Origin of the sequence: Lysobacter sp. ISL-50, assembly GCF_018612875.1 — a bacterium.
GTDB lineage: Bacteria > Pseudomonadota > Gammaproteobacteria > Xanthomonadales > Xanthomonadaceae > Lysobacter.
This window is the reverse complement of the sequence record NZ_JAGGRI010000002.1, coordinates 205510-225465: the sequence shown is the minus strand read 5'-3', so window position 1 is coordinate 225465 and position 19956 is coordinate 205510. Positions and strand designations below refer to the sequence as shown.

The 19956-nt window shown below is 68.2% G+C and carries 18 protein-coding genes and 1 pseudogene; 10 read left to right on the top strand and 9 right to left on the bottom strand.

What is annotated here, in order from left to right:
* The first annotated feature begins 40 nt into the window (after positions 1-40).
* The 3 genes from J7J50_RS01460 (at position 41) to J7J50_RS01450 (ending at position 2067) form a co-directional block, all read left to right on the top strand.
* Positions 41-607 (top strand): GNAT family N-acetyltransferase, encoded by a 567-nt coding sequence (locus J7J50_RS01460; protein WP_215057534.1) that lies wholly within the window; start codon positions 41-43, stop codon positions 605-607.
* Complete coding sequence (gene pyrE / locus J7J50_RS01455; RefSeq protein ID WP_215057535.1) at positions 604-1266, top strand: orotate phosphoribosyltransferase; 663 nt, start codon at positions 604-606, stop codon at positions 1264-1266. The genes J7J50_RS01460 and pyrE overlap by 4 nt, the downstream gene beginning before the upstream one ends.
* A gap of 150 nt (positions 1267-1416) precedes the next feature.
* Complete coding sequence (locus J7J50_RS01450) at positions 1417-2067, top strand: hypothetical protein (protein ID WP_215057536.1); 651 nt, start codon at positions 1417-1419, stop codon at positions 2065-2067.
* Between the two features lie 721 nt (positions 2068-2788).
* Here J7J50_RS01450 and J7J50_RS01445 read toward each other — a convergent pair.
* The 4 genes and pseudogenes from J7J50_RS01445 to coaBC all read right to left on the bottom strand — a co-directional run bounded on the left by J7J50_RS01445 (position 2789) and on the right by coaBC (position 7401).
* The gene (locus J7J50_RS01445; RefSeq protein WP_251044376.1) at positions 2789-5104 is read right to left on the bottom strand and encodes a phosphomannomutase/phosphoglucomutase; all 2316 of its coding nucleotides are present in this window, start codon (positions 5102-5104) and stop codon (positions 2789-2791) included.
* Between the two features lie 253 nt (positions 5105-5357).
* Complete coding sequence (gene dut, locus J7J50_RS01440; RefSeq protein WP_215057537.1) at positions 5358-5816, bottom strand: dUTP diphosphatase; 459 nt, start codon at positions 5814-5816, stop codon at positions 5358-5360.
* A 58-nt stretch (positions 5817-5874) separates the two neighbouring features.
* Positions 5875-6156 (bottom strand): hypothetical protein, encoded by a 282-nt coding sequence (locus J7J50_RS01435; RefSeq protein ID WP_215057538.1) that lies wholly within the window; start codon positions 6154-6156, stop codon positions 5875-5877.
* Positions 6157-6184: 28 nt separating this feature from the next.
* Positions 6185-7401, bottom strand: a pseudogene (gene coaBC, locus J7J50_RS01430) (bifunctional phosphopantothenoylcysteine decarboxylase/phosphopantothenate--cysteine ligase CoaBC).
* Positions 7402-7594: 193 nt separating this feature from the next.
* On the opposite strand from coaBC, the gene radC reads away from it, so the two are divergent.
* The 4 genes from radC (at position 7595) to J7J50_RS01410 (ending at position 11830) form a co-directional block, all read left to right on the top strand.
* Positions 7595-8269: a DNA repair protein RadC gene (radC, locus tag J7J50_RS01425; RefSeq protein ID WP_215057539.1), complete on the top strand. Its 675-nt coding sequence runs from the start codon at positions 7595-7597 to the stop codon at positions 8267-8269.
* 217 nt (positions 8270-8486) lie between these two features.
* Complete coding sequence (gene argS, locus J7J50_RS01420; protein ID WP_215057540.1) at positions 8487-10175, top strand: arginine--tRNA ligase; 1689 nt, start codon at positions 8487-8489, stop codon at positions 10173-10175.
* Positions 10176-11081 carry an SPOR domain-containing protein gene (locus tag J7J50_RS01415; protein ID WP_215057541.1) on the top strand — a complete coding sequence of 302 codons (906 nt, stop codon included), beginning with the start codon at positions 10176-10178 and terminating at the stop codon, positions 11079-11081. It begins immediately after the preceding gene.
* Positions 11082-11416: 335 nt separating this feature from the next.
* Positions 11417-11830: a hypothetical protein gene (locus J7J50_RS01410; protein ID WP_215057542.1), complete on the top strand. Its 414-nt coding sequence runs from the start codon at positions 11417-11419 to the stop codon at positions 11828-11830.
* Positions 11831-11951: 121 nt separating this feature from the next.
* Here the strand turns inward: J7J50_RS01410 and J7J50_RS01405 are convergent, their stop codons facing one another.
* The 3 genes from J7J50_RS01405 to speA form a co-directional block, all read right to left on the bottom strand.
* Positions 11952-12830 (bottom strand): NAD(P)-dependent oxidoreductase, encoded by an 879-nt coding sequence (locus J7J50_RS01405; protein WP_057941366.1) that lies wholly within the window; start codon positions 12828-12830, stop codon positions 11952-11954.
* 255 nt (positions 12831-13085) lie between these two features.
* A complete protein-coding gene (locus J7J50_RS01400) occupies positions 13086-13337 on the bottom strand; it encodes a YciI family protein (protein WP_215057543.1) in 252 nt (83 codons plus the stop codon).
* A 17-nt stretch (positions 13338-13354) separates the two neighbouring features.
* Positions 13355-15244, bottom strand: a complete 1890-nt coding sequence (gene speA, locus J7J50_RS01395) for an arginine decarboxylase (RefSeq protein ID WP_215057544.1) — start codon at positions 15242-15244, stop codon at positions 13355-13357.
* A 278-nt stretch (positions 15245-15522) separates the two neighbouring features.
* On the opposite strand from speA, the gene speE reads away from it, so the two are divergent.
* Complete coding sequence (gene speE, locus J7J50_RS01390; RefSeq protein WP_215057545.1) at positions 15523-16374, top strand: polyamine aminopropyltransferase; 852 nt, start codon at positions 15523-15525, stop codon at positions 16372-16374.
* 405 nt (positions 16375-16779) lie between these two features.
* On the opposite strand, the gene J7J50_RS01385 is transcribed toward speE, so the two are convergent.
* Entirely contained in the window at positions 16780-17844 is a 1065-nt protein-coding gene (locus J7J50_RS01385; protein WP_343222414.1) for a YeiH family protein, read from the bottom strand.
* Between the two features lie 91 nt (positions 17845-17935).
* Between J7J50_RS01385 and J7J50_RS01380 the strand changes: the two genes are divergently transcribed.
* A complete protein-coding gene (locus J7J50_RS01380) occupies positions 17936-18841 on the top strand; it encodes a LysR substrate-binding domain-containing protein (protein ID WP_215057547.1) in 906 nt (301 codons plus the stop codon).
* A gap of 148 nt (positions 18842-18989) precedes the next feature.
* Here J7J50_RS01380 and J7J50_RS01375 read toward each other — a convergent pair whose 3' ends face one another.
* Positions 18990-19328, bottom strand: coding sequence for a P-II family nitrogen regulator (locus J7J50_RS01375; RefSeq protein ID WP_057941360.1), 339 nt, complete (start codon positions 19326-19328; stop codon positions 18990-18992).
* Positions 19329-19679: 351 nt separating this feature from the next.
* On the opposite strand from J7J50_RS01375, the gene J7J50_RS01370 reads away from it, so the two are divergent.
* The gene (locus J7J50_RS01370; protein ID WP_215057548.1) at positions 19680-19946 is read left to right on the top strand and encodes an accessory factor UbiK family protein; all 267 of its coding nucleotides are present in this window, start codon (positions 19680-19682) and stop codon (positions 19944-19946) included.
* The last annotated feature ends 10 nt before the right edge of the window (positions 19947-19956 follow it).

Genomic DNA, 19956 nt, shown 5'->3' with positions numbered 1-19956 from the left:
ACGATCATAGCAACGGCCGGGCGCGGGTATCATGCCGGATATGACCGCTGCGACCGACCGACCCATCCCGGCTGCCGCGCCCGCGCCGGTGCGCGTGAGCGTGGTCTCGCCGATGCTGGCGCCGGCCGTGCGCGCGCTGCGGGTCGCGCCGGAGCAACTGCAGTTCGTCGGCGACACCAGCTACAACCTCGACCAGACCCGGCTCGATCCGAACAGCGAAGCGATGGCGGTGCTGGCCGGCGAGCGCGTGGTCGGCTTCTATCGCCTGGATTTCAGCGTCGCCGCGATCGCCGGCCGCGCCCTGGGCGACCCCAGCGTGGGCCTGCGCGCCTACGTCATCGACCGTCGCGAACAAGGCCGCGGCTACGGCACCGCCGCGATGATCGCCTGCGCCGACGACCTGCGCCGACGCTACCCCGAGCGCCGCCTGCTGGCGCTGACGGTGAACGTGCGCAACCGCGCGGCCTATGGCGTCTACCTGAAAGCCGGTTTCGCCGACACCGGCGAGCTCTATCACGGCGGCTCGGCCGGACCGCAGCACCTGATGCTGCTGCGCCTGGCGCCGGCGCCCTCCTCTTCCCCTTCCCCCGACCGTCCTTTTCCATGACCGACCATCGCACCCGCTTCCTGCAACTCGCGCTCAAGGCCGACGCCCTGCGCTTCGGCGAGTTCACCCTCAAGTCCGGGCGCGTCAGCCCGTACTTCTTCAACGCCGGGCGCTTCGACTCCGGCGCCGCGCTGGCCGGGTTGGGCGCTTGCTACGCCGACGCCATCCAGGTCCACGGCCTGGAGTTCGACCTGCTGTTCGGCCCGGCCTACAAGGGCATCCCGCTGGCGACGGCGCTGGGCTGCGAGTACGCGCGCCGCGGCCGCGACCTGCCGCTGGCGTTCAACCGCAAGGAAGCCAAGGCCCACGGCGAAGGCGGCATGCTGATCGGCGCGCCGCTGGCCGGGCGCCGGGTGCTGATCGTGGACGACGTCATCACCGCCGGCACCGCCATCCGCGAAGCGTTGGCCCTGATCGGCGACGCCGGCGGCACCGTGGCCGGGATCGTGATCGCGCTGGACCGGCAGGAAGCCGTGGACCCTGCACAATCCCGACGCTCGGCGGCAGAAACTGTCGCAATCGAACACAGCCTTCCGGTGGTCGCGATCGCCACGCTCGACGATCTGCTTGCCTTCACCGGCGAAAGCGCGGAATTTTCCACACAGCGCGAGCGCCTGCTGGCCTACCGTGCGGCCTATGGGCGCGACGCGCAGCACTGAGCGCGGCACGCGATGCGGACGGCCGGCAACGGCCGCCGCATCGGCCTGAAATAGATTTGTGATCGATCGCACACGCCGGAGGCAGACGATGGCCCGACTCTTGCTTCATGCCTTGTCGCAAACCCTTTGGTTCGACGGCGAGAACGCGACATGAAAGCACTGCACACCCTGATCGCCGGCGCCATCGTATTCGCCCTGGCCGCGCCGCTGGCCGTCGCCCAGGACGGCAAGCCGGCCAAGAAGCTGTATTGCTGGAACGAAGGCGGCCGCAAAGTCTGCGGCGACGCGCTGCCGGCGCATGCAGTGGACAGCGCGCGCACCGAGATCAGCGCCAGGAGCGGTCTGGCGACCGCTCAGGTGGATCGCGCCCTGACTGCCGAGGAACGCGTGGCCGCGCAGCAGGCCGAGCGCGCGGCGCGCAGCGCGGCGATGGCCGAGGAAGCGCGCAAGCGCCGCGACCACGCGATGGCCGAGTCGTACGCGACCGAGCAGGACCTGCGCAATTCCTTCCAGGAGCGCATCGTGCTGCTGGACGAGACGGTCAAGGCCTCGCAGCTGGGCATCGAAGGCCGTCGCCAGACCCTGCTGAGCCTGCTGCGCAAGGCCGGCGAAGCCGAACTGAGCAGCAAGCCGGTCGGCAAGGTCCTGGCCGACAACATCCGCAACCAGCACGACGAACTGCTGCACCAGCAGGCGACGTTGAAGCAGCAGCAGCTCGAACGCAGCACCGCCGACCAGGATCTGGCTTCGGCGCTGGAGCGCTACAACACGATCAAGGCGGCTAAGCCGGGTCGGGGGTGAGGTTGTAGGGCGGCGGTTGTAGGGCGGCGGTTGTTGTAGGGCGGCGGTTGCAGGTCGCCGGTTGTAGCTCATCGGTCATCGGTCATCGGTCATCGGTTATAGCTCGCCGATAGCCGGTCGGTAGTCGGGTAGTCGGGTAGCCAGTCGCCAGTCGCCAGTCGCGACGCTCCCACACCTCGTCATTCCCGCGAAGGCGGGAATCCAGGGCCTTTCGTGCGAGAACGCCTGAAGTCTCTGGATTCCCGCCTTCGCGGGAATGACGGTCTGGAAAGATGACGCTGAAGGCTCTGGATTCCCGCCTTCGCGGGAATGACGATCTGGAAAGATGACGCTGAAGTCTCTGGATTCCCGCCTTCGCGGGAATGACGGCCTGGAAAGATGACGCTGAAGTCTCTGGATTCCCGCCTTCGCGGGAATGACGGGCTGGGAAGATGGCGCTGAAGGCTCTGGATTCCCGCCTTCGCGGGAATGACGGTCTGGGAAGATGGCGCTGAAGTCTCTGGATTCCCGCCTTCGCGGGAATGACGGCGTGGAGAGATGGCGCTGAAGCCGCTGGATGTTCGGCTCCGCCGAAGTAAGGCGGAGCCCGCTTCCGCACAGAACAGCCGCTCAAGTCTCCAGAACGCAAGCGCACTCAGCCCATAAAAAAACGCCGCGGCAAGCCGCGGCGTTTTCGTATCCCGCAAGCACCGTCCAATCAGACCGGCGCCCCGTCACCCAATCAGAACGGCAACTTCAGATCCGCCTTGATCGCATGCAACTGCGTGCGGAACGCGGTCTGGATGCGGTCCATCGCCTCATGGCTGTCGGCGTCGAAACGCATGACCAGGATCGGCGTGGTGTTGGACGCGCGCACCAGGCCCCAGCCGTCCGGGTAGTCCACGCGCAGGCCGTCGATGGTGGACAGGCGCGCGCCCTCGAACGAGGCCTCGTTGCGGAAGCGCTCGACGAAGGTGTGCGGGTCGCCGTCGGGCGCATCGACCTTGATTTCCGGGGTCGAAATGCCGTTGGGCAGGCCGTTGAGGGTCTCGCTCGGGGTCTGCGGCTGCGCGGCGAGGATCTCCAGCAGGCGCGCGGCCGAGTAGATGCCGTCGTCGAAGCCGTACCAGCGCTCCTTGAAGAAGAAGTGGCCGCTCATCTCGCCGGCCAGCTCGGCGTCGGTTTCGCGCATCTTCGCCTTGATCAGCGAATGGCCGGTCTTCCACATCAACGGGCTGCCGCCGTGACGCAGGATGTGGCCCGGCAGGCGGCCGGTGCACTTCACGTCGTAGATGATCATCGCGCCGGGGTTGCGTTCGAGCACGTCGGCGGCGAACAGCATCAGCAGGCGGTCCGGGAAGATGTTCTGGCCGTCGCGGGTGACCACGCCCAGACGGTCGCCGTCGCCGTCGAAGGCGATGCCCAGGTCCGCGTCCAGGCGCGCCACCATCTTGATCAGATCGGCCAGGTTGTGCGGCTCGCTCGGATCGGGGTGATGGTTGGGGAATTCGCCGTCGATCTCGCAGTACAGCGGGGTGACCTCGGCGCCGATCGCGGCCAGCACGCGCGGGCCGATGTCGCCGGCCACGCCGTTGCCGGCATCGACCACCACCTTGAGCGGACGGTCGATCTGGATGTCGGAGGCGATGCGCTGGACGTAGTCCTCGGAGATGTCGCGCGGGGTCAGCGTGCCCGGCTCGGCGGCGGTGTGCAGGCGGTTGCCGACGATGCGCTGGTACAGATCGGTGATCGCCGCGCCCGACAGGGTCTCGCCGCCGACCACGACCTTGAAGCCGTTGTAGTCCGGCGGATTGTGGCTGCCGGTGACCGACACGCAGGAGCCGGCGCGCAGGTGATAAGCGCCGAAATAGATCACCGGGGTCGGCGCCATGCCGATGTCGATGACGTTGCGGCCGGCCTTGCGCAGGCCCGCGATCAGGCCCTCGATCATGGCCGGGCCGGACAGGCGGCCGTCGCGGCCGACCACGATCTCGGTCAGGCCCTGATCGTGCATGACCGAACCGATCGCATGGCCGATCATCTCGGCCACGCCGGGGTCCAGGGATTGGCCGATCACGCCGCGGATGTCGTAGGCGCGGAAGATGCCGCCGTCGATGCTCACCGCGCGGGGCGCGGCGCTGAGGGAGTTATCGGTCACGTTGCCTGCATTGATGTCGAAGGGGGAAGCGATCATGGTCTCAGCCAGCGTCTGAACCGGACCTTCCTCCACGACCGGCGCCTGATAGCCCAGGCGTTGACGCACGCGCATCAGCACGAACGCGAGCAGCGCCAGGATCACCGCGGCGATGAAGCACGGCAGCGCGCCCAGGCCGAGCGGACCGCCGGCGATGTCCGGCACCGCGGCGGCGACGCGCAAGTCGCTGCCGGGAATCTTCGCCGCCATCGCCTCGGCGCCGTTGCTGAGCGCGGCGTCGCCGCGCTCGACCACGTTGTAGCCGCCCTGGCGCAAGGCCATGTAGCTGCTGCCGCCGACGTCGGCCTTGTCGATGCCGTCGCTGATGCGCTGCAACGGCAGCTGCACATAGGCCACGCCGACCAGTTGCTCGCCGACCCGCGCCGGCGCGGCCAGCGCGAGCACCGGCTTGCCGCCGTCGCGCACGATCGCCGCCATCGGCTTGTCGGCGACGATCGCCGCTTCCATCGCGCCCAGCCGGCCGTAGCCGCTTTTGGGCAGATTCTCGTAATCCAGGCTCAGATCGGCCGGCAGCACCGTGCCGGCGCTGGCGCCGGGCCAGTCCTTGCTCAGTTCCGCGCCGGCGGTCTTGAGATCGCCGGCGGTCAAGGCGGCCTGCATCGCCGGCGCGTCGAGGCGGTCGCGCAGGCGCTTGTGCTCGACCCCCAGCGCGTCGTGCGCGCTGGCGACGGCGGCGTCGCGCTCGCGCGCCAGATCGGCGCGGCGCGAGGCGTCCACGTGCTGCTGCACGCCGGCCCAGCCCAGCCACAACGCCAGCACGCCGCACAGCAGCGCCAGCGGCAGCATGACGGGCTTGAGTTGCGCCGCCGACAGCTGCGGCTTTTCGAATTTTACATCCACCATACCCAGAGCCCTTCCCCAGTGTGTCTCGTGTCGCCGAATGATCTGAACCGGATGATCCGGAGCCGATGGTTCCAACCGTGCAGCGGGCGATACCGCCCAGTTTGCACTGCCGCGCCTTGTCGGTTCCGTCTACTGCGCCTCGCGGCGCCGATCGCGTCCGCGGCTTTGCAGCCGACGACTATCAGGCAGGTGAATCTCTAGCACGATGCGTGCCAGCCGCCTCCCCACAGGCAGCCCGGCCAACGCCCGGGGATCAGCGTACGCCGGTATGGCCGAAGCCGCCCTCGCCGCGCTCGCTGGCCTGGAACTCATCGACCACCTGCAGACTCGCGCGCACGATCGGCAGCACCATCAACTGCGCGATGCGGTCGCCGGGCTGGATCGTAAAAGCCTCGCGGCCGCGATTCCACACGCTGATCAGCAGCGGGCCCTGGTAGTCGGCGTCGATCAGGCCGGTGCCGTTGCCGAGCACGATGCCGTGTTTGTGACCCAGGCCCGAGCGCGGCAGGATCACCGCGCACAAGGTCGGATCGCCCAGATGGATCGCCAGGCCCGAAGGCACCAGCGCGGCGTCGCCCGGCGCCAGCAGCAGCGGCTCATCGAGCGCCGCGCGCAGGTCCAGGCCGGCGCTGGCCGCGGTGGCGTAGCTCGGCAGCGGCCACTCGCCGCCGAAGCGCGGGTCGAGGATTTTCAGTTCCAGGGTGTGGTTCATCGGATCGAACGGGTCCAAAGAGACGAAAGAAATCAAAGCGCGACGGCGCGACGACGACTCAGCCCGGCGCGGTGGCGTCCAGCGCCACGATCCGCTGCCTGAGCTCGGCTTCGCCGGCCATGAACCGATTGACGTCGTACACCACATAGACCGAGCCGCGGTTCGGCGCGCTCTCGAAGCCGATCGCCGGCAACACCTTGTCGTGGCGCTGCAGCGCGCGCACGACGCGATGGCAATAGGTCTTCGCCGGGCCCTTGGGCCCCTGCACGGCGACGAAGCCGTCGCGAATGACGGCGTGGACCGCGTCGAGCACGTCGTCGGTGGTAACGAAAATCTTCATCGGCGGGCTCGGTCCATGGGGCCGGCCATCAGGCCGGCCAACGCGTCAGGATGAGGTCGAGCAACTGGTCGGCCAGTTCGGTCTTGGGCGCCGGCCCGAGCGCGCGCGCGCCGCCGGCCCAGTACACGGTCAGCGCGTTGTCGTCGCTCTCGAAGCCGCTGCCGGACACGCCGACGCGGTTGGCGGCGATCAGGTCCACGCGCTTTTTCTCCAGCTTGCCGCGCGCGTAGAACTCCACGTCGTGGGTCTCGGCGGCGAAACCGACCACCATGGCCGGGCGGCGTTCGTGCACGGCGACCTCGGCCAGGATGTCGGGCGTGCGCACCAATGCCAGAGTGAGCTGCTCTTCCTTCTTCTTGATTTTGCCCGGCGCGATCACCGCCGGCGCGTAATCGGCCACCGCCGCCGCGCCGATATAGACATCCGCCGGCAATGCCGCGATCACCGCCTCGCGCATCTGCCGCGCCGAGCGCACGTCCACGCGCTCGACGCCCTGCGGCGTATGCAGCGACACCGGACCGGCGACCAGGACCACCTGCGCGCCGCGGCGCGCCGCGGCCTCGGCGACCGCGAAACCCATCTTGCCGCTGCTGCGATTGCCGATGAAACGCACCGGATCGATGTCTTCGAAGGTCGGCCCGGCGCTGACGACGATGCGGCGGCCGGCGAGGCTGGCGCCGCTCATGGGTTCACCTGCGCGAGCGCGGCGACGATCTCCAGCGGCTCCAGCAGACGGCCGGGCCCGGATTCGGGTTCGGCCATGCGGCCCTCGCCCGGGCCGAGGAAACTGACCCCGCGGCTGCGCAGCGTGGCGACATTGGCCTGGGTGGCCGGATGGCCCCACATGCGGTGGTTCATGGCCGGGGCGATCGTCACCGGCGCTTGCGACGCCAGGCACAGGGTGCTGATCAGATCGTCGGCGAAACCGTGCGCGAGCTTGGCGATCATGTCGGCGGTGGCCGGCGCGATCACAATCCGCTGCGCCCAGCGCGCCAGTTCGATATGGCCCATCGCCAGCTCCGCGGCTTCGTCCCACAGCGAAGTGCGCACCGGCTGCCCGGACAGTGCCTGGAAGGTCGCCGCGCCGACGAAGCGGGTCGCGTTTTCGGTCATCGCCACGCGCACCTGGGCGCCGGCGTCCTGCAGGCGGCGCACCAGATCGGCGGCCTTGTAGGCAGCGATGCCGCCGCAGACGCACAGCAGGATGCGTTGGGCGTGCAGCGGCTGGGTTGAGTCTTGCGCCATGTTCGGCCGGGCTCGCTGGTTGCTTCGTGTGCCGGGTGCGGGTCGCCGCCTGCCGCCGCAGGGTCCGGCGCGGCGCGTGATGCGATCGCGACGGCGCCCGGCAAATCCCTACACCCGCTCGGGCCACTAGCTTACCCGATGGGCCGCCCGCTCCCGATTCCCGCCGTGCCGCCCGCGCTTGCACGATGCGGCCATGAGAATTCACGAATGGCCCAGCGCGGAGCGGCCGCGCGAAAAACTCCTCGCCCATGGCGCCGGCTCGTTGTCGGATGCCGAACTGCTGGCGCTGATCCTCGGCTCGGGCCTGCGCGGCCACGACGCGGTCGGCACCGCGCGGCAACTGCTGGCCGAGCACGGCCCGCTGCGCGAGCTGCTGGAGCAACCGCCGGCCAAGCTGATGCGCATGCGCGGCATCGGCACGGCCCGCGCCTGCACGCTCAAGTCGGCGCTGGAGCTGGCCGCGCGCTGCCAGCTGGCGGAACTGGAACGCGGCACCGCGCTGACCGACCCGGAAGCCGCCGGCCGCTACTTCGCCCAGCGCCTGCGCGGCCTGCCGCACGAGGTGTTCGCGGCGATGTTCCTCAACAACCGCCATCGCGTGATCGGCTTCGAGGAACTGTTCCAGGGCACCCTCAGCGGCGCCGAGGTGCACCCGCGCGAGGTGCTGCGGCGCGCGCTGCAGCGCAACGCCGCGGCGGTGATCGTCGGCCACAACCACCCCAGCGGCAACGCCGAGCCCAGCCGCGAGGATCGCGAAGTGACCCAGCGCCTCAAGCAGGCGCTGGCCCTGGTGGAGATCCGCCTGCTCGACCATTTCGTGGTCGGCGACGGCAAGCCGGTGTCGATGGCGGCTCGCGGCTGGCTTTGAGGCGAGGAGCGAGAAGGACAAGGAGTGAGTTCGCAGGAGTGAGGAGTGAGTAAAAGCGGCGGATTGGGCTCTACTCACTCCTGCGAACTCACTCCTCACCCACCACCCGCCCGGCCGCCCAAAAATCCCGCCATTCAGCCTCGGCGCCGCGCCGCGCAATCGCCCGGGAACCAGGTAAAATGCCCGGTTCCGTAACGCCCTGCGAAACGCATCCCCCGTGAAAGCCACCCTTAATGCGCTAGTCGCGCAGGCCATCGACGCCCTGCGCGCCGCCGGCACCGTCCCGGCCGACCTTCCGACGCCCGATTACGTGATCGAGCGCCCCAAGAACCGTGGGCAGGGCGACTTCTCGACCAACGCCGCGATGCTGCTGGCCAAGCCGGCGCGCGGCAATCCGCGCGAGATCGCGCAGAAGCTGCTCGACGCGCTGCCGGCCAGCGCCGATATCGCCAAGGTCGAGATCGCCGGCCCGGGCTTCATCAACTTCTATGTCGACGAAGCCGCCTGGCGCCGCCAACTCGGCGAAGTCTTCGCCCGCGGCGCCAACTACGGCCGCAACGGCAGCGGCGCGGGTCATCGCGCCGGCGTGGAATACGTCTCGGCCAATCCGACCGGCCCGCTGCACGTCGGCCACGGCCGCGCGGCGGTGATCGGCGACTGCATCGCGCGCGTGCTCGACGCCAACGGCTGGGACGTGATGCGCGAGTTCTACTACAACGACGCCGGCGTGCAGATCAACAATCTGGCCATCTCCACCCAGTTGCGCGCGCGCGGCCTCGCGCCGGGCCTTGAGGGCTGGCCGGAGAACGCCTACAACGGCGACTACATCGCCGACGTCGCCCGCGCCTATCTCGACGGCGCCACGGTCGAATTCGAAAACCACACCGTCACCGGCAAGGGCGACATCGACGATCTCGATGCGATCCGCCAGTTCGCCGTGGCCTATCTGCGCCGCGAGCAGAACGAGGATCTGGCCGCCTACGGCGTGAGCTTCGACGTCTACTTCCTGGAAAGCTCGCTGTACGAGCAGGACAAGGTCGAGGAAACCGTGCGCGAACTGATCGCTCACGGCCACACCTACGAGGAAGGCGGCGCGCTGTGGCTGCGTTCGACCGACTTCGGCGACGACAAAGACCGCGTCATGCGCAAGTCCGACGGCACCTACACCTACTTCGTGCCGGACGTGGCCTATCACCTGAGCAAGTGGCAGCGCGGCTATGAGCGCGCGATCACCGAATTGGGCTCGGATCATCACGGCTCGCTCGCGCGCGTGCGCGCCGGCCTGCAGGCGCTGGACCTCGGCATCCCGCAGGGCTGGCCGGAGTACGTGCTGCACCAGATGGTCACGGTGATGCGCGGCGGCGAGGAAGTGAAGCTGTCCAAGCGCGCCGGCAGTTACCTGACCCTGCGCGACCTCATCGACGAAACCGGCCGCGACGCGGTGCGCTGGTTCCTGGTCGCGCGCAAGCCCGATTCGCAGCTGACCTTCGACATCGACCTCGCCCGTTCGCAGTCGATGGACAATCCGGTCTATTACGTCCAGGTCTCGCATGCGCGCATGCACGGCCTGAGCCGCCAGCTGGCCGAGCGCGGGCTGTCCTATGATCAGGCCGACGGGCTGGCGCAGCCGCTGGACCTGAACGATGTCGCCGCGCACGAGCTGATCGTCACCGTGCTGCGCTTCCCGGACGTGGTCGCGGCCGCCGGACGCGACCTGGAGCCGCACCAGATCGCGGTTTATCTGCTGGAGTTGGCGCAGACCTTCCAGACGTATTACAACGACCACCAGTTCCTGGTCGACGACGCCCCCGTGCGCCATGCGCGCCTGGTGCTGGCGATGGCGACCCGTCAGGTGCTGGCGAACGGTCTGGAGCTATTGGGCGTGCACGCCCCGGAGGTGATGTAAGTGGCAGCACGACGCGGAAAATCGCAAGCCAAGCGCAACACCCAGAACAACGAAAGCCTGCCCGGCTGGGCCTGGGGCGTGCTCGGACTGCTGCTGGGAGTCGTGGTGATCCTGGTCGCCCCGAAGTTCCTCAAATCCGACGGCGGCGACGGCTTCTTCCGTCCGCAGCCCAATCCGGACGCGCAGCCGGCGGCGGTCACCGCCGAAGAGGAATCGGTCGCGCCCGAGGGCAACAGCGGCGCCAAGCCGTCCGCGCACGCGGACGCGGACGCGGCCGATCCCAAGCAGGCCAAGGCCGGCAAGAACGGCAAGGAAGGCTCCGGCTACGACTTCTACACCCTGCTGCCGGGCAAGGAAGTCGAGATGAGCGACGCCGAACTCGCCGCCACCGAGGCCGCCGAGGAACAGCGCCGCGCCGCGCAACAGCGCAGGAATCCGCAGACCGCCGTGGCCACGCCGGCCACGGCTGCGGCCACGGTCAGCCTGCCCAGGCCGGTCGATACCATCGCGCCCGCGGCGCAGCCGCCGGCCCAGGTCGCCAGCGCGACGCCGCCGAGCTCGGTCACGCCCAAGCCGCCGGCCGTGGTCGCGACCCAGGGCCCGGCCCCGGCCGCCGCAACGACCGCCAGCGCCACCACGGCGACCGCGGCCGCACCCGCCGCTGCCAGCGACAACACCCGTTACCTGCTCCAGGCCGGCGCCTTCCAGGCCTCCGGCCAAGCCGAGGAAATGAAGGCCAAGATCGCCATGCTCGGTCTGGGTGCGCGGGTGGAATCGGCGCAGATCAGCGGCAGGACGGTCTACCGCGTGCGCATGGGGCCCTACGGCACCGCCGGCGACCTCGCCGACGCCAAGCGCAAGCTCGCCGACGGCGGACTGCCGGGAATGGCGATCAAGGTGCAGTAAACCGGCCCCGTCCGCGCCATGCCATGACGAAGCCGCAGGCCGGGCCGCAAGCCCGGCCTGTTCGTTTTTACGGCTCAGACACGGACACCGGCGGGACCGAAGAACACGTCATCCATCGGCCTACCCGGCGTGCCGCCGCTAGCACATCGGCACCCTCGCCGATCCGCCCGGCCCGGCCGCGCGGATCGCAACCCGTAGTGTCGATCGCCCGCAACCGTGCGTCGGCGCGCGGCCGCCTTCCGGCGCCGCGCCGCAGACAGCGCGACGCCGGTCACCCTGCGCCGAAGCGGCCAGCCTTTAGACTTCGCCCGCTGATAGAAGTCGTTGGGGATGGGATGGACAAGCGCATTCTTCTGGGCTGCCTGAGCGCGGCAGGCATGTTGTTGCTGTTCGGAATCTGCACCAAGTTGTTCGGTCTGGACGCCCGTCAGGCGATCAGCACCGGCTTCGGCCCGATCCCGGCGATCGATGTATTCGCGGCCCTGGTAGCGATGGGCCTGGGCGGCGCGATCGCGCGTCACGCCCACTTCCGCTGGGTCGCGCTGCTGCTGATGGTGGCGATGTGGGCGCTGACGTTGTTCACCGTCGTGTCGATGGCGCTGCCCGACAGTCCCTTGCCGATGCGCTCGATCTCCGGCGCGCTCAAGTACAACGCGGTCGCGATCGTGCTGACCCTGGCCGCGGCCTTCGGCGGCGCCCTGCTCGGCGAGCGCCTGGTGCGCCGCCGCGACGGCCTGTCGATGCGCTGAGCCGGCGCAAAGCCCTTTCGCGGCAGACCGACCCGCAAAAATAAAAACGGCGGCATCTCATCGAGATGCCGCCGTTATCGTTTAGCGAAACAGCGTGTGGATTCGGCCTCGCGCCGGCGGCTTACGCCGCGTCGCTCTCCACCGTCGCGCGCGCCCGCTTGAGCGCGATCAGGGCCGAGGTATCGGACTCGCCGAAACCGCGCTCGATCAGCTCGAAGTAATCGGCCACGGCCTGATCGATGGTGTTGGTGCGGATGCCGCTGTCGCGGGCGATGCCCTGGACGATGCGCAGGTCCTTGAGCATGTGCAGGCACTTGAAGCCGGGCGCGAACTCGTCGCGCAGCATCGTCGCGCCGCGTTTTTCCAGAAACCAGTTGCTGGCCGCCCCGGCCATCAGCGTCGGCAGCAGGCGCTCGGGTTCCAGGCCGAGCTTCTCGCCCAGCGCCAGCCCTTCGCACACCGCCTCGTTGATGCCCGCGACCAGGATCTGGTTGATCGCCTTGGTCGCCTGGCCGGCGCCGGTGATGCCCATGTGGGTGATGCGCGCGGCGTAGCTGCCGATGATGTCGTGCACGCGTTCGAGCTGCGCCTCGTCGCCGCCGACCATGATCGACAGCTTGCCGTTGCGCGCGCCTTCCACGCCGCCGGAGACCGGCGCGTCGAGAAAGCCGATGTTGTGCGCGGCCAGCATCGCCGCCGCGCGGCGCGCGGTTTCGATCGAGACGGTGGAGTGATCGACCACGATCGCGCCGGGCTTGAGCACCTCGGCCAGCGCGGCCACGTTCTCCAGCACGTCCGCGTCGAGCGACACGCACAGGATCACCACGTCGCAATCGGCGAAGTTGGCCGCCGAGCGCGCCGCGCGCACTTCCAGTTCCGACGCCAGCGCGTCGGCCTTGGCCTGGGTGCGGTTGCCGACCGCGGTCAGCACCCCTTTGGCATGCACGTAACGCGCCATCGGCACGCCCATCGCTCCCAGACCGATTACCCCTGCTTTCATTTCGACCTTCTGCCCATCCGGGCGCTAAGTGTTACCCAAGCATGATGCGGCATCGCCGCGCCTGACGCGCGCCGAATACCGCGAACCGCGCCGCATCGTCGCGACCGGTCCGATGCGCGGACCCGGGCCTGCGCCCGTCCGCGACCGTGAAACCCCTGTTTATCCAGCGCCCCTGGACGCCCCGCCACCACGTTCCAGGAACGTCGCAGCGCCGGCCGCGTGAGCCGGTTCGCGCCCGGCGGCCTCAACGGCCGCTCACGCCAGCCATTCGTACACGTCGATCCGCGATGAACCCGTGAGGTGCAGCGGGTCGCCGAACGCCAGCACCCGCGCTTCCTCCAGGTCGCCGGCGCGCAGGACGTAGGCGCCGCCGCTCTTGTCGGCGAAACCGCCGGACAGCTCCAGCCGGCCCTGCTCGCGTAGCGCGTCGAGGAACTCGCGGTGCGGCCCGATCTGCTCGGTGTCGAACTGCGGCAGGCGCATGGCCATGACCAGATAGCGATTCATAAGTCCCGTATCCCGGCTCAAGCCAGCGGCGCGTCGCTGAGGTAGGTGTAGCCGGTCAGACCGGTTTCCAACGCCTCTTCCAGACCCCGCGCCTCATCGGCCGGCAAGTCCGCGGCGGCGACCTTGGAGCGGTAGGCCTCGCGCAGATCGCCCAGCTTGTAGCCGACGTAATCGAGCATGACGTCGGTGGTGTCGCCGCGGCGCTGTTGGGCCAGGCGATAGCCCTCGCCGTCCACGCGCACTTCCACCGCATCGGTGTCGCCGAACAGGTTGTGGATGTCGCCGAGGATTTCCTGATACGCGCCGACCAGGAAGAACCCCAGCCGGTAGCTTTCGCCGGGCTTGAGCGCATGCAGCGGCAGCGAGCTGTCCAGGCCTTCGGTTTCCACGTAGGTGTCGATCTTGCCGTCGGAATCGCAGGTCAGATCGGCGATCACGCCGCGGCGGTCGGGCACTTCGTTCAAGCGCTCGATCGGCGCGATCGGAAACACCTGATCGATCGCCCACACATCGGGCATGGATTCGAACACGCTGAAATTGACGAAGTACTTATCGACCAGGCGCTCGTTGAGTTCGTCGAGCAGATCGCGATGGCTCTTCTCGCCCACGTCCAGGCGCGCGCGCACGGCGTGGGCGATGGCGTAGAACAGATCGTCGATGCGGGCGCGGTGGGTCAGGTCGATCTGGCCCAGCGCGTACAGCGACAAACCTTCGCCGTGGTGATGCTGGGCTTCGTGGAACAGCTCCACCGCCGGACGCAGGTCCAGTTCGTCGTGGATCTCGCGCAGATGGCGGATCACCGCCGGTTCGTCCTCGTGCGACGGCGGCACGCGGCCTTCCGGCGCTTCCTCGATCTCCGACACGTTGGCCACCAGCACCGCGTGGTGCGCGGTCATCGCGCGGCCGCATTCGGTGACGATGCGCGGCGGCGTCAGGCCGTATTCCTGGCAAGCCTCGGCCAGCGGCTGGACGATGTTGGACGCGTACTGGTTGACACCGTAGTTAATCGAGCAATAGCTGCGCGAACGGGTGCCTTCGTAATCGATGCCGAGGCCGCCGCCGACGTCCATGTAGCGCACGTTGGCGCCGAGCTTGGACAGTTCGATGAAATAGCGGGTGGCCTCGCGCATGCCGTTGGCGATGTCGCGCACGTTGGAAATCTGCGAGCCCATATGGAAATGCAGCAGGCCCAGGCAATCCTGCAGGCCGCTGTCGCGCAGTTGCTTCCACAGGTCCAGCACCTGGCGCGGGCTGAGGCCGAACTTGGCCTTGTCGCCGCCGCTGTTCTGCCACTTGCCGGCGCCCAGCGAGGCCAGCCGCATGCGCACGCCCAGGCCGGGCTTCACGCCGAGCGCCTTGGCTTCCTCGAACACCAACTGCAGTTCGGACGGCTTCTCGACGACGATGTAGGTCTCCATGCCCAGCTTGCGCCCGATCAGGGCCAGGCGGATGTACTCGCGGTCCTTGTAGCCGTTGCAGACGATCAACCCGCCCGGCCGGCTCAGCGCCAGCACCGCCATCAGCTCGGGCTTGCTGCCCGCTTCCAGGCCGAAGCCGTCGCCGGCGTGCGAGGCCAGGGTGCCGGCCACGCCGTGGTGCTGGTTGACCTTGATCGGATACACCGCGGTGTAGCCGCCGGCGTAATCCCAGTCGCGCATGGCCTGGGCGAACGCGCCCTGCAGGTTGCCCAGGCGGTCGCCGAGGATGTCCGGGAAACGCACCAGCATCGGCAGCTTGGCGCCTTGCGCGCGGGCCGCGTCCACGACCTCGGGCAGGGCCACGGTCGGGCCGCGCTCGCCGCGCGGCTTGACCACGATGCGGCCGGCGTTGTCGATATCGAAGTAGCCCTCGGACCAATGCGGGATCGAATAGGTCTTGCGGGCCTGATCGAGCGACCAGTCGGACATCGGCGGGTTTTCCGGAAAAGTGTGGGGAAGGCGCATTCTACAGGCCGCGTCCGCCGCGGGGGCCCGCGGCGGCGGCCGTCGCCGGCGGCGTTGCGCGGCTTGGCGGCCGGATCGGCAAAACCGGGCGCTTGCTGGCCCTTCGCGCGACGTGTGTTCATATGCGTCCGCTACAATCCGCGCCCCAAGCCCGGCCCTCGCCGGGCCCCGCCGGCCGGGCCCGCCCGCGCCCTTACCCCAGGCTGGCCGACCCAGCGATATCGCTTCAAAGGAGCAAGCGCATGACTGTTGATGCTAAGTGGCACTACGAGAACTTCGAACCCACCGGTTCGTCCATCGGCTATCGCATCACCCGCAAGCTCGATGAGGTGCAGTCGCCGTTCCAGAAGATCGAGATCTTCGAGACCACCGATTGGGGCAACCTGATGCTGATCGACGGCGCGGTCATGCTGACCACGCGCGACAACTTCCTCTATCACGAGATGATGTCGCACCCGGCGCTGTTCACCCACGCCGCGCCCAAGAACGTGGTCATCATCGGCGGCGGCGACTGCGGCACCCTGCGCGAAGTGCTCAAGCACGACGGCGTGGTCGAGGCGGTGCAGTGCGACATCGACGAACAAGTCACGCGCATGGCCGAGAAATGGTTCCCGGAGCTGTGCGACCGCAACAACGATCCGCGCGCGCAGCTGTTGTTCGACGACGGCATCGCCTACATGGCCAACCGTCCGGCCGGCAGCGTGGACATCGTCATCGTCGATTCCACCGACCCGGTCGGCCCGGCCGAAGGCCTGTTCAACAAGTCCTTCTACGAAAGCTGTTTCCGCGCTCTGCGCGAGGACGGCATCCTGGTCCAGCAGTCCGAGTCGCCGCTGATGCTGCTCAAGCTGATCCAGGAAATGCGCGGCGAGATGGGCAAGGCCGGCTTTGCTACCTTCAAGACCCTGCCGTTCCCGCAGCCGTGCTACCCGACCGGCTGGTGGAGCTGCACCCTGGCGCGCAAGGCCGGCGGTTTCGAGTTCCGCGAAGCCGATGCCAAGGGCAAGAGCTTCGACAGCAAGTATTACAACGCCGGCATTCATCACGGCGCGCTGTCGACGCCGGCGTTCGTGGCGCAGGCGCTGGGCGAATAAATCGTCGCATCGCTGCGAACATCGCGAAACAAAAAGCCCCGCAATCCAGTCTGCGTCAAAACTCCGCGTGATATTCGCGACAGTGATGTTCTGAGTCTCCGGCGAATGCCACGAGCCTCAGATTTCATAAAGGGAGGCAAAAGTTGATCGAATTTTGATCAACACGGTTGCCATCCGGAGTTTTTACACAGACTGAGCTGCGGGGTTTTTATTGCCGAAGCCGACCACTCCCGGCCCGACAATCCCATCCGACCGAGTTCCCCCCCTTTGAAAAAGGGGGGCCAGGGGGGATTCGCTTTTGCTTTACCAAGATCCCGCGAGCGCCAGCCAATCCCCCGGCGCAGCCCCTTCATCGCCCGCCAAAGCTTTCGCAAGCGCCAGCCCCCTTTTTCAAAGGGGGCGCACTTACGCAAACAGCCTCGCCGCTCCGACATTGAGCGCATACCCGCCCACCGTCAGCACGCAGAACAAAATCGCCGCCAACACCATCGGCTTGGCCCCGGCCTGCTTGATCGCGCCCACATGCGTGCGCAACCCCAATGCGGCCATCGCCATCGCCAGCAGCACCGTATCGATCTGGATAATCGCCGCCTTCCACGCCGCCGGCAGCAGATGCAGCGAATTGAGCCCGCTGACCGCCACGAACAACAGCGCGAACCACGGAATCACGATCTTCGACTTCGCCCCGCCCTCGCCGGCCGTCGCGCCGATGCGCGAAGACAACAGCAGCAGGAACGGCGCCAGCAACATCACCCGCAGCATCTTCTCGATCACCGCCGCCGACGCCGCCGATTCGCCGATCGCGCGACCGGCCACCACCACCTGCGCGACTTCGTGAATGGTCGAGCCGGCGTACACGCCGTAAGCGTGCTCGCTCAAGCCCAGGTACGGATACAGCCACGGATACACGAACATGCCGACCGTGCCGAACACCACCACGGTCGCGACCGCGACCGACACCTTGTGCGCCTGACCGCGCACCACCGGCTCGGTCGCCATCACCGCCGCCGCGCCGCAGATCGCGCTGCCGGCGCCGATCAGCATCGAGGTCTCGCGATCCAGCTTCAGCCAGCGCGTGCCGATCCAGGTCGCCAGACCGAACACGCTGGCCACCACCACCACGTCGATCGCCAGCCCGGCCACGCCGACCCCGGCGATCTCCTGGAACGTCACCCGGAAGCCGTACAGCACGATGCCCAGCCGCAGCAGCGTGCTCTTGCTGAAGTCCACGCCGCTGCCGGCGGCCGCCGCGATCGACGGGAACACGGTATTGCCGACCGCGATGCCCAACACGATCGCCAGGGTCAGCGCGCTGAGCCCGAACGATTGCAGCGCCGGCATAGAGGCCAGGCCCATCGCGGCGGCGGCGATCACCGCGGCCAGGCCCAACCCGGGCCAGAACCCGCGCTGCTGGTAGGCGCTGCGGGCGGCGGGGGTGGGCGAAATCGGGTTCAGGGCGGACATTGGCACACATTTAGTGACTTGGCGCCGGCAAATTAGGCCCGCGCAGCTCGGGAGTCCAATACATATAATTCAAGCATCCATGATCTGGATTCATACGATGAACCTGCACCTGCTGCGCGTATTCCTCACCGTGGTCGAGCAACAGGGCTTCTCGCGCGCGGCCGAAACCCTGTTCGTCAGCCAGTCGGCGGTGTCCAAGGCGGTGCGCGAACTCGAGCATCAACTGGACCTGCCGCTGATCGAGCGCACCGGCAGCGACGGCAAGGCCGTGCGCGACGGCACCGGCGGCATCGCCCTGACCGACCACGGCCGCGCCGTGTTCGAACACGCGCGCGCGATCTTCGCCCTGGAGCGCATCGCCATCGAAGACGTGCGCGACCGCGTCGAACTGCGTCAGGGCCGGTTGCGCATCGGCGCCAGCACCACCGTCGCCGCGTACTGGCTGCCGCAGCAGCTCGGCCCGTTCGTGCGCCGGCATCCGGCGCTGACGACCGAACTGGTGGTCGGCAACACGGAGGAAATCAGCCGCGCGGTGATCGACTGCGCGGTCGATGTCGGCTTCGTCGAAGGCGCGGTCGCCGACGCGCGCATCGCCGCGACCGTATGGCGCAGCGAACCGCTGCGGCTGATCGCCTCCGCCGACAACCCCTTGGGCGCCAAGCGCCGCGCCTCGATCGCCGAACTCGGCCGCCAGACCTGGTTGCTGCGCGAACACGGCTCGGGCACGCGCCAGGTCGCGCAATCGCTGTTCGCCGCGCGCGGCATCGCGCCGGCGCGGGTGATCGAGATCGGCAGCAACGAAGCGATCGCGCGCGCGGTCGCCGCCGGCGCCGGCATCGCCCTGTTGCCGTCGACCGTGGTCGCCGATCTGATCCTGATGCAGCGCGTGCGCGCGATCGCCTTGAGCGACGAAGACACCCTGACCCGGCCGCTGTACCGGCTGGAACTGGTCAACCGCCCGCGCTCGCCGGCGCTGCAGGCGTTTTTGGATGAAGAGGATTGAGCGCGAGCGAGCCCGCTACGCGCTGAAACAGTCAAACACCAAGCGCAAGCCACGAAGTCTTTTGTGGGAGGGAGCTTCAGCCCCGACCGCGAACCATCCGATCGCGCCGCAACCAGCAACGATTCACCGCGGCATTCAACACCCGACCCTACAGCGCATCACCATCAAGCTCGCCAGTACGAATACGCACCGCCCGCTCCAGATCCCAAACGAAAATCTTGCCATCGCCGATCTTGCCGGTGCCCGCCGCCTTCATGATCGCCTCGACCACGGTATCGACCAGATCGTCGGTCACCGCCACTTCCAGCTTGATCTTGGGCAGGAAATCGACCACATACTCGGCGCCGCGATACAACTCGGTGTGCCCCTTCTGGCGGCCGAAGCCCTTGACCTCGGTCGCGGTGATCCCGGCCACGCCGGCCTCGGCCAGCGCCTCGCGCACATCGTCGAGCTTGAACGGCTTGATCACCGCCATGACCATCTTCATTCGTCTGTCTCCGCACCGCGTGTCGATTCGCGCGCAGGATAGCGCGCCGCCCCGCCGCCACCTAGCCGGCACGTTCGCGACGCCGCTGCCTGCCGCTTGCCGCGCCTGTGCGGACCGCCGGTCGGGCGGCGTTCACATCGCCTGCGCAGCCGGCGTTGGACGATCTTGCAACGCCATATGAAGTACCGAGCCGCGCGAAGCCCAGAACGCTTGCGGGCGTCGGCGGCGCCGTGATGTAGTGACCGCGTCATCCACTTCGGACTTTTCCGACAGCGCGCCACGGCCCCGGCCGACGGTGTCGCCCCGGTCCGGCGGTCAAGCTGACCCCAACACCGGAGGAGCTTTCTCTACATGATCGACCTGAACCATATCGACGACCTTGCCCGCCGCCTCAGTTCCCTGCTTCCGCCGGGCCTGCGCGAAGGCCGCGAGGAAATACAGCAGAACTTCAAGTCCGTGCTGCAGACCGGGCTGTCCAAGCTCGACCTGGTCACCCGCGAGGAATTCGAAGTCCAGCGCGCGGTGCTGTTGCGCACCCGCGAGAAACTCGACGAACTGCAGCGCACCGTAGCCGAGCTCGAAGCCCAGCTCGACAACGCCTCCGCGCCCCAGCACTGAGTCCGCCCAC

What these genes read in the sequence shown, in the direction of transcription:
- J7J50_RS01370 (WP_215057548.1), top strand. Translation starts at nt 19,680, where the DNA reads ATGATCGACCTGAACCATATCGACGACCTTGCCCGCCGCCTCAGTTCC.
- J7J50_RS01450 (WP_215057536.1), top strand. Translation starts at nt 1,417, where the DNA reads ATGAAAGCACTGCACACCCTGATCGCCGGCGCCATCGTATTCGCCCTG.
- J7J50_RS01460 (WP_215057534.1), top strand. Translation starts at nt 41, where the DNA reads ATGACCGCTGCGACCGACCGACCCATCCCGGCTGCCGCGCCCGCGCCG.
- J7J50_RS01405 (WP_057941366.1), bottom strand. Translation starts at nt 12,830, where the DNA reads ATGAAAGCAGGGGTAATCGGTCTGGGAGCGATGGGCGTGCCGATGGCG.
- dut (WP_215057537.1), bottom strand. Translation starts at nt 5,816, where the DNA reads ATGAACCACACCCTGGAACTGAAAATCCTCGACCCGCGCTTCGGCGGC.
- J7J50_RS01410 (WP_215057542.1), top strand. Translation starts at nt 11,417, where the DNA reads ATGGACAAGCGCATTCTTCTGGGCTGCCTGAGCGCGGCAGGCATGTTG.
- pyrE (WP_215057535.1), top strand. Translation starts at nt 604, where the DNA reads ATGACCGACCATCGCACCCGCTTCCTGCAACTCGCGCTCAAGGCCGAC.
- J7J50_RS01400 (WP_215057543.1), bottom strand. Translation starts at nt 13,337, where the DNA reads ATGAATCGCTATCTGGTCATGGCCATGCGCCTGCCGCAGTTCGACACC.
- speE (WP_215057545.1), top strand. Translation starts at nt 15,523, where the DNA reads ATGACTGTTGATGCTAAGTGGCACTACGAGAACTTCGAACCCACCGGT.
- J7J50_RS01380 (WP_215057547.1), top strand. Translation starts at nt 17,936, where the DNA reads ATGAACCTGCACCTGCTGCGCGTATTCCTCACCGTGGTCGAGCAACAG.
- J7J50_RS01375 (WP_057941360.1), bottom strand. Translation starts at nt 19,328, where the DNA reads ATGAAGATGGTCATGGCGGTGATCAAGCCGTTCAAGCTCGACGATGTG.
- J7J50_RS01435 (WP_215057538.1), bottom strand. Translation starts at nt 6,156, where the DNA reads ATGAAGATTTTCGTTACCACCGACGACGTGCTCGACGCGGTCCACGCC.
- radC (WP_215057539.1), top strand. Translation starts at nt 7,595, where the DNA reads ATGAGAATTCACGAATGGCCCAGCGCGGAGCGGCCGCGCGAAAAACTC.
- speA (WP_215057544.1), bottom strand. Translation starts at nt 15,244, where the DNA reads ATGTCCGACTGGTCGCTCGATCAGGCCCGCAAGACCTATTCGATCCCG.
- J7J50_RS01445 (WP_251044376.1), bottom strand. Translation starts at nt 5,104, where the DNA reads ATGGTGGATGTAAAATTCGAAAAGCCGCAGCTGTCGGCGGCGCAACTC.